A 16,720-nucleotide genomic window follows, 5' to 3' on the forward strand; every position below is an offset into this window, starting at 1 on the left:
CCCGTAGACACGGGTGCGGCGCCGACGGGGGGTCAGCGCTCGACCTCACCCCGGATGAACTTCTCGACGTAGTCCCTGGCCTCGTCGTCCGAGAACTGCTTGGGCGGCGACTTCATGAAGTATGAGGACGCCGACAGGATCGGGCCCCCGATCCCACGGTCGAGGGCGATCTTGGCGGCCCGTACCGCGTCGATGATGATCCCCGCCGAGTTCGGCGAGTCCCAGACCTCCAGCTTGTACTCGAGGTTGAGCGGCGTGTCGCCGAACGAGCGGCCCTCGAGCCGCACGAACGCCAGCTTCCGGTCGTCCAGCCACGGCACGTGGTCCGACGGCCCGATGTGTACGTCGGCCTTGCCCATCTCGTGCGGGATCTGCGAGGTGACCGCCTGCGTCTTCGAGATCTTCTTGGACTGGAGCCGCTTGCGCTCCAGCATGTTCATGAAGTCCATGTTGCCGCCGACGTTGAGCTGGTACGTGCGCAGCAGCTCCACCCCGCGGTCCTCGAACAGCTTGGCCATCACGCGGTGCGTGATGGTGGCGCCGACCTGCGACTTGATGTCGTCGCCGACGATCGGCACGCCGGCCTTGGTGAACTTCTCCGCCCACACCGGGTCGGAGGCGATGAACACCGGCAGCGCGTTCACGAACGCCACGCCGGCGTCGATGGCGCACTGGGCGTAGAAGCGGTCCGCGTCCTCCGAGCCCACCGGCAGGTAGGAGACCAGGACGTCGACCTGGTTGTCACGGAGCACCTGGACGACATCGACGGGCGCCTCGTCGGACTCCTCGATGATCTCCCGGTAGTACTCACCCAGACCGTCGAAGGTATGGCCGCGCTGGACGGTCACCCCCGTGGGCGGCACGTCGCAGATCTTGATCGTGTTGTTCTCGCTGGCGACGATCGCCTCCGCCAGATCACGGCCGACCTTCTTGGCGTCGACGTCGAACGCGGCGACGAACTCGACGTCACCGACGTGATATTCGCCGAACTTCACGTGCATGAGGCCCGGGACCCGAGTGTCCGGGTCGGCGTCCCTGTAGTAATGGACGCCCTGGACCAGCGATGACGCGCAGTTTCCGACACCGACAATGGCCACGCGAACCGAACCCATCGCATTCGCTCCCTTACTCATCAGTTGACGTGGTATCTCTTGCGGGCCCCTCTTCCGACGAGGCCCGACGCTCTGTAGCGATCAGCTCGTTGAGCCAGCGCACCTCGCGCTCGACCGACTCGAGCCCATGCCGCTGCAGCTCGAGCGTGTAACTGTCGAGGCGCTCCCTGGTGCGCGCCAGAGCTGTGCGCACCGCGTCGAGCCGCTCCTCCAGCCGGCTACGGCGACCTTCGAGAATGCGCAGCCGTACTTCCGCCTCGGTGTGGCGGAAGAACGCGAAGTGCACGCCGAAGCTCTCGTCCTCCCAAGCGGAGGGGCCGGCCTGCGTCAGCATGTCCTGTAGCCGTTCCTTGCCCTCGGCCGTCAGCTTGTAAACGATCTTCGATCTGCCGCCGACGATCGTGGTGGGAGCGGGTTGCTCCTCCACGATGAGGCCCTGAGCCAGGAGTGATCGCAAACAGGGGTACAGCGATCCGTAGGAGAACGCACGGAACATCCCCAGCAGGGCGTTGAGCCGTTTGCGCAGCTCATAGCCGTGTAGTGGTGTCTCGTGCAGCGACCCGAGCACGGCCAGTTCCAAGACCCTGCCCTGTCCGCCGCCCATCGGAACCCGCCCCCTCTCGCGTCGATGTATCGAGCCGATACATCCCCAGGATACGTCGGGTCGCTATATGGCGGCAATCTGTGAATCTGCCAAGTCGTTGGGATGTAGCCGCAAAACGCCGTAGTCTGGCGCTCATGTGGTCACAGCGAAGGGTGGTGGATTACGGCCTTGCAAAACGGGCGGTGGTCCGCTCCCTGCGCATGGGGCGCACCTCGCGGGGCGACGTGTGTGACGCACAGCCCTACCTCCTTCGCGCGGCGCGCCACCTCGGCGAGCCGACCGAACGCCTCTGCCCGGTATGCGAAAGGGAGAACGTCACCAATGTGACCTACGTCTACGGCGATGCGCTCGGTAGGCAGGCCGGACAGGCAAAGGTCACATCGGAACTCGTCGCAATGGCTCATGATTACGATGAGTTCCGCGTGTACGTTGTCGAGGTCTGCCAAGGTTGTTCCTGGAACCACCTGACGGTCTCATACGTCCTCGGAAACGGACCGCCTGACCTCGTCAGCCAACTGTGAAGACCGAGGGCGGCGAGAAATCTCACGCCCACCGCCGTTTATGTTTCCGACGACGATGCGAGGACGTGTGAGTAACAGCATGAATGAGGGGACGGCCCGCCCAGGAAGGCGCCGTCGTTCCAGCTCATCCCGTTCTGTGCCCCAGGGTTCTCCTCCGCAAACCGGTGAGTCGGGCTGGAGTGGTCCGGCGCAGTCGCAGCGTCGTCCGGAAGCCGCTTACGAGCAGACCGGCGCCATGGCCGCGCAGCTGTACGACGAGCCTTCCAGACGCGGTGACGGCCCTCCCATGCGTGGCGACGGGCCTCCCATGCGTGGCGACGGGCCGGCTACGCGCGGTGACCAGCCGGGGCCGCGCACGCGCGCCCGGCAGGAGGCGCGGGGGATGAGCAACCAGGAGACGATCGTCAGCGACGCGCCGCGGCGCTCGCGCAGGAAGGGCGACGGCGGGCCGCCCGGGCCTCCCGGGCCGCCGACCAAGAAGGGCGGCGGCGACGGCAAGGGCGGCTGGCGCAGGTTCGTGCCCAGCTGGAAGATCGTCGTGGCCGGGTTCGTGGTGCTCGCGGCCGGCCTCTTCGGCATGGTCATGGTCGCGTACGCCAACACGCCGGTGCCGACCGCCGACCAGGCCAAGTCCGACGCGCTCGCGCAGCAGAGCACCATCTACTACCGGGACGGCAAGACCGAGATCGCCAAGCTCGGTACGAAGCGCGAGATCCTCGATGACATCTCCAAGATGTCCCCGAGCGTCCGGGACGCCGCGGTGGCCATCGAGAACAAGACGTTCTACGAGGACTCCGGCGTCTCCATCTCCGGCATGTTCCGCTCGCTGTACATGACCGTGACCGGACAGCAGCTCCAGGGCGCCTCGACGATCACCCAGCAGATGGCCCGTAACTACTACGACGGCCTCAGCCAGGAAGTGTCCGTCAAGCGCAAGGTCATGGAGATCTTCGTCGCGGTCAAGCTCGACGAGGAGTTGTCCAAGGACGACATCCTGAAGACCTACCTGAACACCGTCAACTTCGGCAAGGCTTATGGCGTCCAGGCCGCCGCGCAGGCGTATTTCGACGAGAAGGCCACCGCCGCCAAGCTGACGCCCGAGCAGGGCGCCTACCTCGCCGCGCGCATCCAGCAGCCCAACTGGGAGCCCGACGCTCCCGAGCTCAAGGCCCGCTGGAAGACCGTCATCCAGTACATGGCCGAGCAGTGGCCGGACAAATACGGCAAGCTGCCGGAGACCGCGAAGTTCCCCAAGCTCCGCAAGGACAGCGACAGCAACGAGCTCGGCGGTCTCCGGGGCTACATGGTGACGCAGGTCCTCCAGGAGCTGAAGGAGCGGCGCGGCCTCACCCCCGACGCGGTCAGGAGCGGCGGCTACCACATCATCTCCACCTTCGACAAGAGGCTCATGAAGGCCGCGCAGGTCGCGGTGAAGAGCACGACGGACGGCATGACCAAGGAGTTCCACGCGGGCCTTGCCGCGGTGGACCCGAGGAACGGCCGCGTTCTGGCGTTCAACGGCGGGAACAACTACGTCACCGACCCGTTCAACGAGCCCTTCGACGCCAAGAAGCAGGCCGCGTCCGCGTTCAAGCCGTACGTGCTGGCGGCCTGGCTGCAGGCCGGTTACTCGCTGAAGAGCTACGTGCCGGGCAACGAGACGGTGCCGAAGGAGCTGCCGGGCCAGGCGCGGGGCGGATTCAAGAACAGCCACAACGTCGGCCAGGCCGTCGATGTGATCAAGGCCACCGCCCAGTCGGTCAACACGGCGTACGTGTCGATGGCGTTCGCGCTGCCCGGCAAGATCGACGACGTGAAGAACCTCGTCGAGGCGGCCGGGTTCAACCCGCAGCGCATGGAAGACGACGTCAAGGAGCACCACTACCAGTTCGCCATCGGCAGCGCCCCGGTGACACCGGTCGAGCAGGCCGCCGGCTACTCCATCTTCGCCAACGCGGGCAAGTACACCAAGTATCACGTGGTGCAGGAAGTCAAGCTCGGCAAGCAGGTCGTCTACGGCGAGCAGCTGGCCTCCAAGCGGGTCATCGACCCCGGTGTCGCCGCCGACGCCACGGTCGCCATGGAGGAAGTGCTGCGGAACGGCACCGCGCGGGGCAAGGGCCTGGGCAACCGGCCGGCCGCCGGCAAGACCGGCACGAACAACGACGAGAACGGCGCCTGGTTCGTCGGCTACACGCCGCAGATCTCCGCCGCGGTCGGGTTCTACCGCGAGGAGTGCAAGACGAAGACGGGCAAGGTCGTCCCGCCCAACCCGAACCGCACCTGCCCGGTGACGCCCAACAACAAGAAGAGCACGAAGTACAACGACCAGAATCCCTGGAGCTTGCCGTACGAGCGGGGTCTGGGCTTCGAGGGTGCTGACGCGCCCACGCTCACGTGGCAGAGGTTCATGCTGGCGGCTCACGAGAACCTGCCGGTCGAGCAGTTCCCCCAGAAGGCCGATGTGGGGTTGGCCGAGAACATCGTGCCGAGCCCCGAGCCCAAGCCGACGAAGACCCCCGACAACCCGTTCGACAGCGGGGACAACCCCTTCGACGACCAGGGCAACCAGGACTGCCTCGTCAACCCGTGTGACGACAACGCCACCCCCGACGACGACGTCACCATCGACGACCCGGGCAACAACGGCAACCACGGCAACAACGGCAACAACGGCGACGGCGGCATCCCGCAGACCGGCGACGTCGGCGGGCCCGGCGGCGGGCAGGCGCCCGAACCGAGACCCTCGGGATGGTCGCCGATGTCCAGACCCGAGGACCGGTGACGAGCACGGAGGTACGCGTCCCCTTCGTGGCGCGTGCCGTTCCGTACCTTCCCCTGGGGCTGTTCGCGGCCCTGGGGGCGACCCTCGCCTACGTCGTGCGCCTGCCCTGCCGCACCGGCGGCTGGAACGACCAGGTCACGACGTACACGAACTTCTGCTACACCGACATCTACCCCCTGTACTTCGACAGGGCGCTGTCGACCCAGGATCCCTACTTCGCCGCCGTGCCGTTCGACAAGCAGGTCGAGTACCCGGTCGTGCTGGGCGAGGTCATGCAGGTGATCAGCTGGTTCGCCAGGGCGGTCGGAGCCGACGTGGGCGCGCAGGCCGTCAGGTTCTACGACCTGACGGTCATCCTGCTCGGCATCTGCCTGGTCGTGGGTGTCCTGCTGATGGCTGCGGTGGCCGGGCCCACGCGGCGGTGGGACGCGCTCTGGTACGCCATCTCGCCCGCCGTCGTGCTGGCCGCGTACATCAACTGGGACCTGGTCGCCGGCGCGCTGTCGATGGGCATGCTGCTGGCCTGGGCGCGGCGCCGGCAGGTGCTGGCCGGGGTGCTGCTGGGGCTGGCCATCGCGACCAAGTTCTATCCCCTGATGTTCTTGGGGGCGCTGTTCCTGCTCACGTTGCGCACCGCGCGATGGCGGCCGTTCCTGGTCACCCTGGGCGCCACGGCCGGCGCGTGGATCGTGGTCAACGCGCCGTTCATGATCTTCGCGTGGGAGGGATGGCGCAGGTTCTACGTCTTCTCCCAGGAACGCGGGGTCGACTGGGGCTCGCCGTGGCTGTTCTTCCAGAACAAGGGGATCCCCATCCTGGGGGACGGCGACGTCAGCAAGCTGGGCATGGCGTCCCTGGCCATCCTGTGCCTGGGCATCGCCGTACTCGCGCTGGCCGCGCCGCGGCGGCCCAGGCTGGCGCAGATCTGCTTCCTGGCGCTGGCCGCGTTCATGATGACGAACAAGGTGTGGTCGCCGCAGTTCGTGCTCTGGCTCGTGCCGTTCGCCGTGCTGGCCAGGCCGAACTGGAAGCCGCTGGTGTTGTGGCAGCTCGCCGAGATCTGGTACTTCGTCGCCATCTGGCTCTACCTGGTCGCGCAAGCGCCCTTCAGCAGGAACGACCTGGGCATCGGTGACGACACGTACTTCACCGCCGTCTGGGGACGGGTCATCACGATCGGGATCATGATGGCGTTCGTGGTGCGGGACATCCTCCGTCCCGACAAGGACGTGGTCCGCCAGGGCGACGTCGACGACCAGGGTGGCGGCGTCTTCGACGACGCTCGTGACCGGTTCACGCTGACACCAGCCGTTCGATGATCACCCGCTCGGCCGGCCGGGACGCGTTACTGCTCTGGTTCGGCTCGCGGGCGGGGCTGCTGGTGATGACGCTGCTGGGGACGGCCCTCGGCGCGTACGCCGACAAGTGGCGCAAGTGGGATGCCGGGCTGTTCATCACCATTGCCCAGTACGGCTATGACGGCGAGCCCGGCAAGCCTGTGGACGACGGGCTGCCCGCGTTCTTCCCCGGCTTTCCGATGCTGCTGCGGGTGGTGCACCTCGTCGTGCCGGACTGGGCGGCGGCCGGGCTGCTCATCTCGCTCGCCGCCGGGGCGGTGGCCATGGTGGCGCTGGCCCGGCTGGCCGAGCTGGAAGGCGCCTCCGGCTGGATGGCGGTGCTGGCGCTGCTGCTCTACCCGATGGCGGTGTTCCTGGCGGCGGGTTACAGCGAGTCCCTCTTCCTGGCCTTCGCGATCCCGGCCTGGCTGGCCGCCAGGCAGGGGCAATGGTCCTTGGCGGCGTCCCTCGCCGCGGGCGCCTCGTGCGTGCGGATCACGGGGCTGTTTCTCGCGGTCGCGCTCGTCGTGGAGTTCTTCACCCGGCGCGAGCCGATCCGGCAGCGCATCCGGCAGGCGGGGTGGCTGGTCGTGCCGTTCGTGCCGCTGGCGACGTACTCGTACTACCACTACCGCAGGTCGGGTGACTGGCTGGCGTGGAAGCACGCGCAGGAGGCCGGGTGGGGGCGGGACTTCGCCTGGCCGTGGGAGGCGTGGAAGACGACCTGGCGCTCGGCCATGGGCTCCGACGACTTCGCGGTGGCGTTCCGGATGGAGATCACCGGGGTGGTCGTGGCGTTGGCGGCGCTGATCTGGCTGCTCGCGCTGCGCCGGTGGAGCGAGCTGGTCTACACGGGGCTGCAGGCGGCGGCGCTGATGACCTCGGCGTACTACCTGTCGATCCCGCGCTCGCTGCTGCTGTGGTTCCCCCTGTGGATCCTGGTCGCGAAGATCGCGACCAGGAGGCCGTGGGTGATGGTCGTGTACGCCCTGATCTTCGGGCCGCTCATGCTGCTCAACGCGGAACGTTTCCTGAGCGGCGCGTGGGCGGGGTGATCTCTCTACCCACTTCTTCGTCTTGGTAATCCAGGGAAGTTATCCACAGGCTGTGTGTATTTCCTAGAGGTTCTTGCGCAGGAACGCGATGTCGTCCGCCTGGCCGTCGGCGGGCGTCTCCACCACGATCGGCGCGTCGGCCGCGCGGCAGACCGCCAGGATCAGCTCGGGGTCGATCTTCCCCTTGCCCAGGCTGGCGTGGCGGTCGGCGCCGGAGTCGAAGTCGTCACGCGAGTCGTTGCAGTGGACGAGGTCGATCCGGCCGGTGATGGCCTTGACCCGCTCGACCAGGTCGACCAGCTCCTCGCCGCCCGCGTGGGCGTGGCAGGTGTCGAGGCAGAAGCCCACGTCGAACCCGTCGAGCGCCTCCCACAGCCGGGCGATGCGCTCCAGCTTGCGGGCCATCGCGTTGCCGCCGCCCGCGGTGTTCTCGATCAGCACGGGGATGGGGCACTCCATGCGCTCGAACACCTTGCGCCAGTTGTCGAAGCCGGCCTGTGGATCGTCGCTCTTGTTGACGTGGCCGCCGTGCACGATCAGGCCCTTGGCGCCGAGCCCGGCGGCGGCCTTGAGGTGCTGCTCCAGCAGCTTGCGGCTAGGGATCCTGATGCGGTTGTTCGTGGTGGCGACGTTGACCAGGTAGGGGGCGTGGATGTAGATGTCGACGCCCTCGACCGGTTTGGCGGGCAGCACCGGCTTGTCGTACCCCTGCGGGTCTCCGAGGAAGAACTGCACCACCTCGGCCCCCACCGCCTCGGCGTGGGCGGCGGGATCGTCCTGATCGACATGAGCTCCGATGCGCACCATAGCTCCCGAGCTTACGCCGGAGAGCAGGGCGGCAGCCGGGGGACCGATCGGTTTGCCGGACGCGCGCTCGGGAAGTCGCCATGCGCCCCCTAATCGAGGAGAAACGACATGGCACGCTGGCGCTGGCGAGCGCTGATCTTATTCGTTTACGTCGTGATCGGGATCTACGTGGGCTGGGTGTACCACTACATCACCCCCGGACTGCTCAGGGACCTCGCGGAAGCGCTGCTCGCGGTGTTCCTCTGGTTCCTGGTCCTGCTCGGTATAGATCTGCACATCGGCGGGTGAGCGGCATTCCGGAACGGCCCCGGGCGCCGGGGCCGTTCCTCATCGGCTCAATGAAGTTCAGTGGGGGAGAAAGCCCCCGTGGGCGATGCCCAGCGCGGCTCCCACGAACGATCCCACGATGCCGACGATGTTGAGCGCACGCTGCGGCGTGGTCGCCGAGACGTACTGGGAATACAACCCGACCCCGAAGCCCAGCGTGCCGGCCCACGAGGAGATCGCATGCGCGGAGACCCAGAATGTGGAGACGAAGGCAATGAGACCGCAAACGAGCGCTCCCACCGCCAGGGCGTTCTCCACCGGATGCGCATGCCCGTCGCTGTTGAGTGTGAGCCTGAACCGCTCCCTCTCGGAGGGCTGAAGCACATGTGGCACGGCCACCACCCCCTAGGTTTCCTAAAGGCCTTCCCACCTTCCCGCGGCTGGTAACCTGGGCAAGCTGCGTTGTGATGGTTGAACCATCGCCCCGGGGTGCCGAAAGGGGCGCTCGGGCACAGACGTCAGCGTCCTCCTGTCACGGCAGAGTGTCGTGACCGCAAGAGTCCAGAGGAGGTTGGAGTCCGCATGCGTCGTTACGAAGTAATGGTCATCCTGGACCCTTCGCTCGATGAGCGCACTGTCGCGCCGTCCCTCGACCAGTTCCTCTCCGTGGTCCGCAACGACGGCGGCACCGTGGAGAAGGTCGACGTCTGGGGCCGTCGCCGTCTCGCCTACGACATCGACAAGAAGTCGGAAGGCATCTACGCCGTCATCGACCTGTCCGCGGAGCCCGCGACGGTCAAGGAGCTCGACCGGCAGATGAACCTCAACGAGGGCATCCTGCGCACCAAGGTCCTGCGTCCGGACGTGCACTAACCCCCGGTTTTTGTCGGGGAAGCCCCGTACTCTGAGCCGTAACCCAAGCGAAGGCGTGCAGGAAGGCGAGCGCTAGCCATGGCAGCAGGCGACACCGTAATCACCATCGTCGGCAACCTCGTCGACGACCCGGAGCTGCGCTTCACCCCGACGGGGCAAGCGGTGGCTCGATTCCGCATCGCGTCCACTCCGCGGTTCATGGATCGTCAGACCAACGAGTGGAAAGATGGCGAAAGCCTCTTCCTGACCTGCAACGTGTGGCGGCAGGCGGCGGAGAACGCCGCCGAGAGCCTGCAGCGCGGGATGCGGGTCATCGTGCAGGGGCGGCTCAAGCAGCGGTCCTACGAGACCAAGGAAGGCGAGAAGCGCACCGTTTACGAGGTCGAGGTCGACGAGGTCGGCCCGTCCCTGCGTAACGCGACCGCCAAGGTCAACCGCACCTCCCGCCAGGGTGGTGGAGGCGGCGGGGGCGGCTTCGGCGGCCCCGCCGACGACCCGTGGGCCTCCGCCTCGCCCGCCCCGCCCCAGGGCGGCGGCAATTACGGCGGCGGCGGCGGTGGTGGCGGCTTCGGAGGCGGCGGCGGCCAGCAGGGCGGCGGCGGCTTCGGAGGCGGCGGCGGCGACTTCAGCGACGAACCGCCTTTCTAAAACCTGTCCACAAGCCCGAGTCCATTCCCGCCCGTGAAGGCGGGGCTCTGAAAGGAGCACCACGATGGCTAAGCCGGCACTGCGCAAGCCGAAGAAGAAGGTTTGCCTGTTCTGCCACGACAAGATCTCCTACGTCGACTACAAGGACACGGCGCTGCTGCGGAAGTTCATCTCCGACCGCGGCAAGATCCGTGCGCGCCGGGTGACGGGCAACTGCACCCAGCACCAGCGCGACGTGGCGACCGCGATCAAGAACGCGCGTGAGGTGGCCCTGCTGCCTTACACGAGCACCGCGCGCTAAGGAGGCCTGTCGATATGAAGCTCATCCTCACCAACGAGGTCTCCGGCCTCGGCACCCCTGGCGACGTCGTCGAGGTCAAGGACGGCTACGGCCGTAACTACCTCATCCCGCGCGGCTACGCCATGCGCTGGACGCGGGGCGCCGAGAAGCAGATCGAGACGATCAGGAAGGCTCGCGACGCTCGCGAGATCCGCGACCTCGGCACCGCCAAGGAGGTCGCCGGTCAGATCGGCGCGCTGCGCGTCCGCCTGACCACGCGCGCCGGCGAGTCCGGCCGCCTGTTCGGCTCGATCACGACGGGCGACATCGCCGACGCCGTCAAGGCCGCCGGTGGCCCGATCGTCGACCGCCGCCGCATCGAGATCGTCAACCCGATCAAGAGCGTCGGCTCGCACCGCGTCACCATCAAGCTCCACCCCGAGGTTTCGGCCTCTGTGGACGTCGAGGTCGTCGCGGGCTGAGTCCTGCTGTGAAAGCCCCCTCCGCCCGGAGGGGGCTTTCACGTTTCCTGCCCTAGTGAGCGCCTTCCAGGAAACGCCCGCTGACCCTTCACCGGCGGGCCGCCGTTACGCGAGCCCATCTTGGCCAACTCCATGGTCAGGGGCACCGCCGGGCGTAATTTCCTATTCGGTCAGCGTAGAATGCGTTCGTTCTTTCGCATGTTCCCCCTGGAGGCTGCAGCCATGGCCCGTCCCCTTATGCTGCTCGCGCTGGCCGTGGCGCTCGTCGGCTGCGCGCCGGTCGACAACACGTCGAGCTCGGCGAGCCCGATCGCGTCAACGTCCACCGCGTGCACCAAGGACCAGCTCAAGCTGGTCAACGCGGGCAAGCTGACCATCGGCACCGACAAGCCCGCCTTCGAGCCCTGGTTCAAGGACGACGACCCGAGCAACGGGCAGGGCTTCGAGAGCGCGGTGGCCTTCGCCGTGGCGGGGGAGCTCGGCTTCGACCGCACCGAGGTGCAGTGGAGCACGATCAAGTTCGACTCGGCGTTCGCCCCTGGCGTCAAGCAGTTCGACTTCGACGTCAACCAGGTGTCCATCACGCCCGACCGGGCCAAGGCGGTCGACTTCAGCAAGGGCTACTACACCGTCAAGCAGGCCATTGTGGCGATCGACGGGAGCAAGTTCGCCGGGGCGAAGAGCCTGGCCGAGCTGCAGAGCGCGAAGATCGGCGTACAGGTGGGTACGACCTCGCTCGACGCGGTCAAGAACGTCATCAAGCCCGCCGACGACCCCAACGTCTACAACGAGCAGATCGACGCCGTCAACGCGCTGAAGAACAAGCAGGTGGACGCGCTGGTCGTGGACCTGCCGACGGCGTTCTACGTGACGGCCGCGCAGGTCGAGAAGTCCAAGATCGTAGGGCAGTTCAGCTCGACGGGCGGCACGCCCGAGGAGTTCGGGCTGGTCATGGAGAAGGGCAGCGCGCTCAAGCCGTGCGTCGACAAGGCCGTTGAGGCGCTGAAGTCGAAGGGCGAGCTGGCCAAGATCGAGCAGGCGTGGTTCGGCTCGGCGGCGGGCGCGCCAGAGCTGCGATGAGCGAGTTCGACGAACCCGGCAAGACCGTAGCGGGTAAATCCGGCGAACCCGGCAAGGTCGCGGTGGGCGAGCCCGGTGGACCTGGCAAGCCGGCGGCGGGCGCGTGGGTCAAGTCGGAGCGGCAGGTCGAGCGGGAGCGGGTGCGCCGGTCGCACGCCCGCCGCTCGGCCTCGATCGCGACGGTTTCGACGATCGTCTTCATCGTGCTGGTCGTCTCGATCGTCACGAACTCACCCGGCTGGCCCCGGGTGCAGGAGACGTTCTTCAATACCGACGAGTTCGTCAAGGCGCTGCCCGACGTGCTGAAGGGCTTCCTGCTCAACATCAAGATCTTCCTGATCGCCGAGCCGCTGATCCTGGTCGTCGGGCTGCTGGTGGCGCTGGCCAGGGGGATCAGGAAGCCCGCGTTCTTCCCGATCCGGGCGCTGGCCACGCTCTACACCGACGTCTTCCGCGGCGTGCCGACGATCCTGGTGATCTACCTGATCGGGTTCGGGTTGCCCGCGCTCCGGCTGCAGGGCATCCCGACCGACCTGGTGACGCTGGCCATCATCGCGCTGACGCTCTCGTACGGCGCGTACGTGGCCGAGGTGTTCCGCTCGGGCATCGAGTCCATCCACCCGAGCCAGGTCGCGGCGGCCCGCTCGCTGGGGCTGAGCCACATCAAGACCATGCGGTTCGTGGTGCTGCCCCAGGCCACCCGCAGGGTCGTGCCGCCGCTGCTCAACGACTTCGTCTCGCTGCAGAAGGACACCGCGCTCGTGTCGACCATCGGGCCGCTGGAGGCGCTCAGGCAGGCGCAGATCCACGTGGCCAGCACCTTCAACTACACGCCCTACCTGGTGGCGGCGCTGCTGTTCATCCTGCTCACCATCCCCCTGGCCAGGTTCACCGATCACCTGGCGGCACGCACGCGCAGGAGGCGTGGCGCATGAGCCTTCTCACTATTGACGGGGTGTGGAAGAACTTCCGCGGCCACAGCGTGCTGCGCGGCATCGACCTCGAGGTGCGCCCGCACGAGGTGGTGAGCCTCATCGGGGCCTCCGGCTCGGGCAAGTCCACGCTCCTGCGCTGCGTCAACCTGCTGGAGACCGTGGACGACGGCGTGATCCTCCTCGACGGCGAGGACATCACCGACCCGCGCGTGAACGTGGACGACGTGCGCAAGCGGCTCGGCATCGTGTTTCAGGCGTTCAACCTGTTCCCGCACATGACCGTGCTGGACAACGTCACGCTCGCGCCGCGCCAGGTGCACAAGGTGGCCAAGGGGGAGGCCGAGGAGCAGGCGCACGGCCTGCTGGCCAGGTTCGGGCTGGCGGACAAGGCGCGGGCCTACCCCGACCAGCTCTCGGGCGGGCAGCAGCAGCGGGTGGCCATCATCAGGGCGCTGGCCACGCAGCCCAGGCTGATGCTGCTGGACGAGGTCACCTCGGCGCTCGACCCCGAGCTGGTGCTGGAGGTACTGGGGGTCATCAAGGAGCTCAAGGAGTCGGGCATGACGATGATCCTCACGACCCACGAGATGAGCTTTTGTCGCGATATTTCGGACACGGTGTGCTTCCTCGACGGCGGTGTGCTCCTGGAGAAGGGCCCGGCCGAGCAGATCTTCACCGAGCCGGAGAACCCCCGCACCAGGGAGTTCCTGCGCAGCGTCCTGGAGTCGGGCCGGCTCTAGGGCCGGTGGCGGGCCGCGTACCAGCTCGGCGGTGGGGAGTCGGGCCGGCTCTAGCGGCGATGGCGGCCGCGTGCCGGCTCGATCGGGGTGTGCGGGCGGGCCAGCAGGCTGTGGCGGCGGCCGTACACGAGGTAGACCAGCAGGCCGAAGGCCATCCACAGGGCGAACCACGCCCAGGTGAGCAACTGCAGGTTCACCATCAGCCAGAGCGTGGCCACCAGCGACAGCCCCGGCAGCAGCGGCGAGAGCGGCACCCTGAACCCCCGCTCCAGGTACGGCATGCGCCGCCGCATCACGATCACCCCGGCCGCCACGAACGCGAACGCGAACAGCGTCCCGATCACCACGAGCTCCTGCATCGTGAGCACCGGCACGAACTCGGCCAGCACGATCGCCACGACCCCGATCACCAGCGTCACCCGGGTCGGAGTGTGATATTTCCGGCTGACCGTGGCCAGGCCGCGGGGGATCAGCCCGTCGCGGGCCATCGAGAACAGCACCCGTGTCTGCCCCACGATCAGCACCAGGATCACCGTCGTCAGCCCGAGCACCGCGCCCACGTCGATGACGTGCACCATCCAGTCCACGCCGACTGCCCGGAACGCCCCGGTCAGCGGCGCGTCCTCGGAGATCTTCGTGTACGGGACCATGCCCACCATGACCAGGGCCACCGCGATGTAGAGGACGGTGGCGATGATCAGGCTGCGGATCATGCCCTTGGGCACGGCGGCGGGCGCGTTCACGGTCTCCTCGGCGGAGGTGGCCACGATGTCGAACCCGATGTACGCGAACGCGATGGCCGAGGCCGCCGCGAAGATCCCGAACCAGCCGAACGCGTGGCTCTGGCCGAACAGGATCTCCAGCACGGTCGTGGGCGGCTTCGGCAGGATCTTGGACGGCACGTGGAACTCGCCGAAGTTCCGCACGTCGATGTGGGGCAGGCCCACGACGATGACCGCCCCGATGGCCAGCAGCTTGGCCGCCACCATGATCCACAGGGCCCGCAGCCCGATCCGCGCGCCGAGCGCCACCACGCCGGTGAGCAGCACCAGGATCACGAACACGAGGACGTCGCCGACGAGCTCCTGATGCGGCACGCGTACCCCGAAGTTGGAGATCGCCCCGACCGTGATCGCGGCCCACGCTCTGGCCACGACGGCGGCGGCGAACTGCAGCTCCAGGATCAGCGCCCAGCCGATGATCCACGCCCAGACCTCGCCGAAGATGACGTACGTGAAGGAATAGGCGCTGCCCGAGGTCGGCATCGTGGACGACAGCTCGGCGTAGCACAGGCAGGCGAGCAGGCAGGCGATGCCCGCGATCATGAAGGACAGGATGACACCGGGACCCGCCGTGGTGGCCGCCTGCCGCCCGGCGATGGAGAAGATGCCGGCGCCGATGATCACACCGAGTCCGAGCACCACCAGGTCGGCCGGGCGGTAGAGCTCGGCCAGGCTGTGGCGGGCGCCCGTGCGTAATCCGGTCGCCTCGGTGGGTGGCAGTCGCCGCAGAATCGTGGACAAGGAACACCCCGCTCAGGGAACGCGCCCACAATGTCTCACCACTCGGACAACAGCAAGCACAGGACGGTCACAGTGTTTCCGCAGATCACTGCAGGTAGCGGGGCCTGTGCCCAAAGTGAGACCGCCTACGCTCCGGTCACCAGCCAGGCGGTGCCGGCGGCCCGGCGTACGAGGCTGACCAGGCGGGCGAGCATCCACACCCCGAGCGCGCACCACAGGGCGACGATCCCGAAGCCGGAGGCGAGGAGGGCGGCGGGGAGGTACGCCAGCGTCGTCCACACCCCCGCCCACGCCAGGTAGCGCTGGTCGCCCGCGCCGATCAGCACGCCGTCGAGCACGAACACGACCCCGCACACCGGCTGGAACGCCGCCACCGGCCACATCAGCGCCAGCAACAGATCGGTGACCTGCGGGTCCGTGTCGAACAGCCCGGGCAGCAGCGGCCTGGCGGCCACGACCAGCAGGCCGAGCAGCACGCCCGACCAGCTGCCCCACTGCACCATCCGCCTGGTCGCGGCCCTGGTGGACGCGACGTCCCCCGCGCCGAGCGAGCGTCCCGTGATGGCCTGCCCGGCGATGGCGATGGCGTCCAGCGCGAACGCGAGCAGCGTCCATACCTGGGTGGCGATGGCGTACGCGGCCAGCTCGGCCTCGCCCATCCTGGTGGCGATCACGGTGGCCGCGAGCAGCACCACCCGCAGGCAGAGGGTACGGACGAGCAGCGCGAACCCGGCCGTGCCCGCCTCCTTGACCCCCGCCAGACCGGGCGTGAGCGGCGTCCCCAGCCGCCGCGCGCCCCGCGCCACGACGGCGAGGTAGACGGCCGCGCCCAGCGTCTGCGCGATCACCGTGCCCCAGGCGGACCCGGCGATGCCCCACCCCAGCCCCAGCACGAACCAGGCGTTCAGGACCGCGTTCAGCACGAAGGAGCCGATGGCGACGGCCAGCGGCGTGACGGTGTCCTGCAGACCGCGCAGCACCCCCGTCCCAGCCAGCACGACCAGCATGCCGGGCGCGCCGAGCAGGCTGATCCGCAGGTACGTCACGGCCTGCGCGCCCTGCCCCTCGCCCGCCCCGAACAGCTCCACGATCGCGGGGGCCAGCGGCCAGCACACGGCGATCAGGAGCGCGCCGATGGCCAGGGCCAGCCAGATCCCGTCCACACCGCTGCGCATGGCCCGCGCGTGGTTCCCGGCGCCCGTCTGCCGGGCCACGGAGGCCGTGGTGCCGTACGCGAGGAAGACGCACAGGTTCACCAGGGTCGCGAGAACCGTGCCCGCCACCCCCAGCGCCCCCACCGCCGTGGTGCCCAGCCCGTGACCCACGATGGCGTAGTCGGCGAGGAGGAAGAGCGGCTCGGCCACCAGCGCGCCGAACGCCGGTACGGCTAAGCGGAGTATCTCCCGATCCCTGGGGGTAATGAGCATTTGTCCATTATGGCCATTACACGGCGTGTCGGCGAAACTTTCTTTTCTCCACAGCCGGTGGATATCGTTCGCCCAGGTCAGAGGCTGTTCGGTGGATATCCGAGAGAGTTATCCACAGCAACTGTCCACAGGCCTTTCACACCCTGGGCGCGGTAGTGCACAGCTTGGCCACAGGGTTGTCCACAGGTCGCGTTGCCGTCGGCTCGCGACTCCGAGAAACTGTCAGACCGGTCGGCTACAAGTG

18 protein-coding genes are annotated in these 16,720 nt (G+C 67.8%); 12 read left to right on the forward strand and 6 right to left on the reverse strand.

The genetic code is table 11. From position 1 onward, the window contains the following. Nucleotides 1–32 precede the first annotated feature (32 nt). Nucleotides 33–1,112, reverse strand: a complete 1,080-nt coding sequence (locus ACWDRB_RS23930; protein WP_355192897.1) for an inositol-3-phosphate synthase — start codon at nucleotides 1,110–1,112, stop codon at nucleotides 33–35. A gap of 13 nt (nucleotides 1,113–1,125) precedes the next feature. After that, the gene (locus tag ACWDRB_RS23935; protein WP_350724184.1) at nucleotides 1,126–1,716 is read right to left on the reverse strand and encodes a PadR family transcriptional regulator; all 591 of its coding nucleotides are present in this window, start codon (nucleotides 1,714–1,716) and stop codon (nucleotides 1,126–1,128) included. Nucleotides 1,717–1,850: 134 nt separating this feature from the next. Here ACWDRB_RS23935 and ACWDRB_RS23940 point away from each other — a divergent pair, with 134 nt between their 5' ends. The 4 genes from ACWDRB_RS23940 to ACWDRB_RS23955 all read left to right on the forward strand — a co-directional run bounded on the left by ACWDRB_RS23940 (nucleotide 1,851) and on the right by ACWDRB_RS23955 (nucleotide 7,414). Further along, nucleotides 1,851–2,237 (forward strand): DUF5318 family protein, encoded by a 387-nt coding sequence (locus ACWDRB_RS23940; protein ID WP_449896982.1) that lies wholly within the window; start codon nucleotides 1,851–1,853, stop codon nucleotides 2,235–2,237. Nucleotides 2,238–2,619: 382 nt separating this feature from the next. Then, nucleotides 2,620–5,022, forward strand: coding sequence for a transglycosylase domain-containing protein (locus tag ACWDRB_RS23945; protein WP_449896984.1), 2,403 nt, complete (start codon nucleotides 2,620–2,622; stop codon nucleotides 5,020–5,022). Further along, nucleotides 5,019–6,341, forward strand: coding sequence for a glycosyltransferase family 87 protein (locus tag ACWDRB_RS23950; RefSeq protein ID WP_350724179.1), 1,323 nt, complete (start codon nucleotides 5,019–5,021; stop codon nucleotides 6,339–6,341). The genes ACWDRB_RS23945 and ACWDRB_RS23950 overlap by 4 nt, the downstream gene beginning before the upstream one ends. Beyond that, nucleotides 6,338–7,414, forward strand: a complete 1,077-nt coding sequence (locus ACWDRB_RS23955) for a mannosyltransferase family protein (RefSeq protein WP_449896987.1) — start codon at nucleotides 6,338–6,340, stop codon at nucleotides 7,412–7,414. Before ACWDRB_RS23950 ends, ACWDRB_RS23955 begins: the two co-directional genes overlap by 4 nt. Nucleotides 7,415–7,477: 63 nt before the next feature. Here the strand turns inward: ACWDRB_RS23955 and ACWDRB_RS23960 are convergent, their stop codons facing one another. Then, nucleotides 7,478–8,221 (reverse strand): deoxyribonuclease IV, encoded by a 744-nt coding sequence (locus ACWDRB_RS23960; protein ID WP_449896989.1) that lies wholly within the window; start codon nucleotides 8,219–8,221, stop codon nucleotides 7,478–7,480. Nucleotides 8,222–8,329: 108 nt separating this feature from the next. On the opposite strand from ACWDRB_RS23960, the gene ACWDRB_RS23965 reads away from it, so the two are divergent. Further along, entirely contained in the window at nucleotides 8,330–8,509 is a 180-nt protein-coding gene (locus ACWDRB_RS23965; RefSeq protein WP_449896991.1) for a hypothetical protein, read from the forward strand. A gap of 57 nt (nucleotides 8,510–8,566) precedes the next feature. On the opposite strand, the gene ACWDRB_RS23970 is transcribed toward ACWDRB_RS23965, so the two are convergent. Continuing rightward, the gene (locus ACWDRB_RS23970; protein ID WP_397372221.1) at nucleotides 8,567–8,881 is read right to left on the reverse strand and encodes a hypothetical protein; all 315 of its coding nucleotides are present in this window, start codon (nucleotides 8,879–8,881) and stop codon (nucleotides 8,567–8,569) included. 189 nt (nucleotides 8,882–9,070) lie between these two features. On the opposite strand from ACWDRB_RS23970, the gene rpsF reads away from it, so the two are divergent. The 7 genes from rpsF to ACWDRB_RS24005 all read left to right on the forward strand — a co-directional run bounded on the left by rpsF (nucleotide 9,071) and on the right by ACWDRB_RS24005 (nucleotide 13,526). Next, nucleotides 9,071–9,361, forward strand: coding sequence for a 30S ribosomal protein S6 (rpsF, locus tag ACWDRB_RS23975; protein WP_080044189.1), 291 nt, complete (start codon nucleotides 9,071–9,073; stop codon nucleotides 9,359–9,361). 78 nt (nucleotides 9,362–9,439) lie between these two features. Beyond that, on the forward strand, nucleotides 9,440–10,009 hold the full coding sequence (locus tag ACWDRB_RS23980; RefSeq protein WP_449896993.1) for a single-stranded DNA-binding protein: 570 nt from the start codon (nucleotides 9,440–9,442) through the stop codon (nucleotides 10,007–10,009). Nucleotides 10,010–10,073: 64 nt separating this feature from the next. Beyond that, entirely contained in the window at nucleotides 10,074–10,310 is a 237-nt protein-coding gene (gene rpsR, locus ACWDRB_RS23985) for a 30S ribosomal protein S18 (protein WP_020543048.1), read from the forward strand. 14 nt (nucleotides 10,311–10,324) lie between these two features. Beyond that, nucleotides 10,325–10,771 carry a 50S ribosomal protein L9 gene (gene rplI / locus ACWDRB_RS23990; RefSeq protein WP_185069541.1) on the forward strand — a complete coding sequence of 149 codons (447 nt, stop codon included), beginning with the start codon at nucleotides 10,325–10,327 and terminating at the stop codon, nucleotides 10,769–10,771. A 222-nt stretch (nucleotides 10,772–10,993) separates the two neighbouring features. Further along, the gene (locus ACWDRB_RS23995; protein ID WP_449896996.1) at nucleotides 10,994–11,851 is read left to right on the forward strand and encodes an ABC transporter substrate-binding protein; all 858 of its coding nucleotides are present in this window, start codon (nucleotides 10,994–10,996) and stop codon (nucleotides 11,849–11,851) included. Then, nucleotides 11,848–12,786, forward strand: coding sequence for an amino acid ABC transporter permease (locus ACWDRB_RS24000; protein ID WP_449896998.1), 939 nt, complete (start codon nucleotides 11,848–11,850; stop codon nucleotides 12,784–12,786). Before ACWDRB_RS23995 ends, ACWDRB_RS24000 begins: the two co-directional genes overlap by 4 nt. Continuing rightward, the gene (locus ACWDRB_RS24005) at nucleotides 12,783–13,526 is read left to right on the forward strand and encodes an amino acid ABC transporter ATP-binding protein (RefSeq protein ID WP_350724165.1); all 744 of its coding nucleotides are present in this window, start codon (nucleotides 12,783–12,785) and stop codon (nucleotides 13,524–13,526) included. Before ACWDRB_RS24000 ends, ACWDRB_RS24005 begins: the two co-directional genes overlap by 4 nt. A gap of 50 nt (nucleotides 13,527–13,576) precedes the next feature. Here the strand turns inward: ACWDRB_RS24005 and ACWDRB_RS24010 are convergent, their stop codons facing one another. Beyond that, the gene (locus tag ACWDRB_RS24010) at nucleotides 13,577–15,049 is read right to left on the reverse strand and encodes an APC family permease (RefSeq protein WP_449897000.1); all 1,473 of its coding nucleotides are present in this window, start codon (nucleotides 15,047–15,049) and stop codon (nucleotides 13,577–13,579) included. Between the two features lie 125 nt (nucleotides 15,050–15,174). Beyond that, nucleotides 15,175–16,476 carry an MATE family efflux transporter gene (locus tag ACWDRB_RS24015; RefSeq protein ID WP_449897002.1) on the reverse strand — a complete coding sequence of 434 codons (1,302 nt, stop codon included), beginning with the start codon at nucleotides 16,474–16,476 and terminating at the stop codon, nucleotides 15,175–15,177. Between the last annotated feature and the right edge of the window lie 244 nt (nucleotides 16,477–16,720).

The organism is Nonomuraea sp. NPDC003707 (assembly GCF_053587055.1).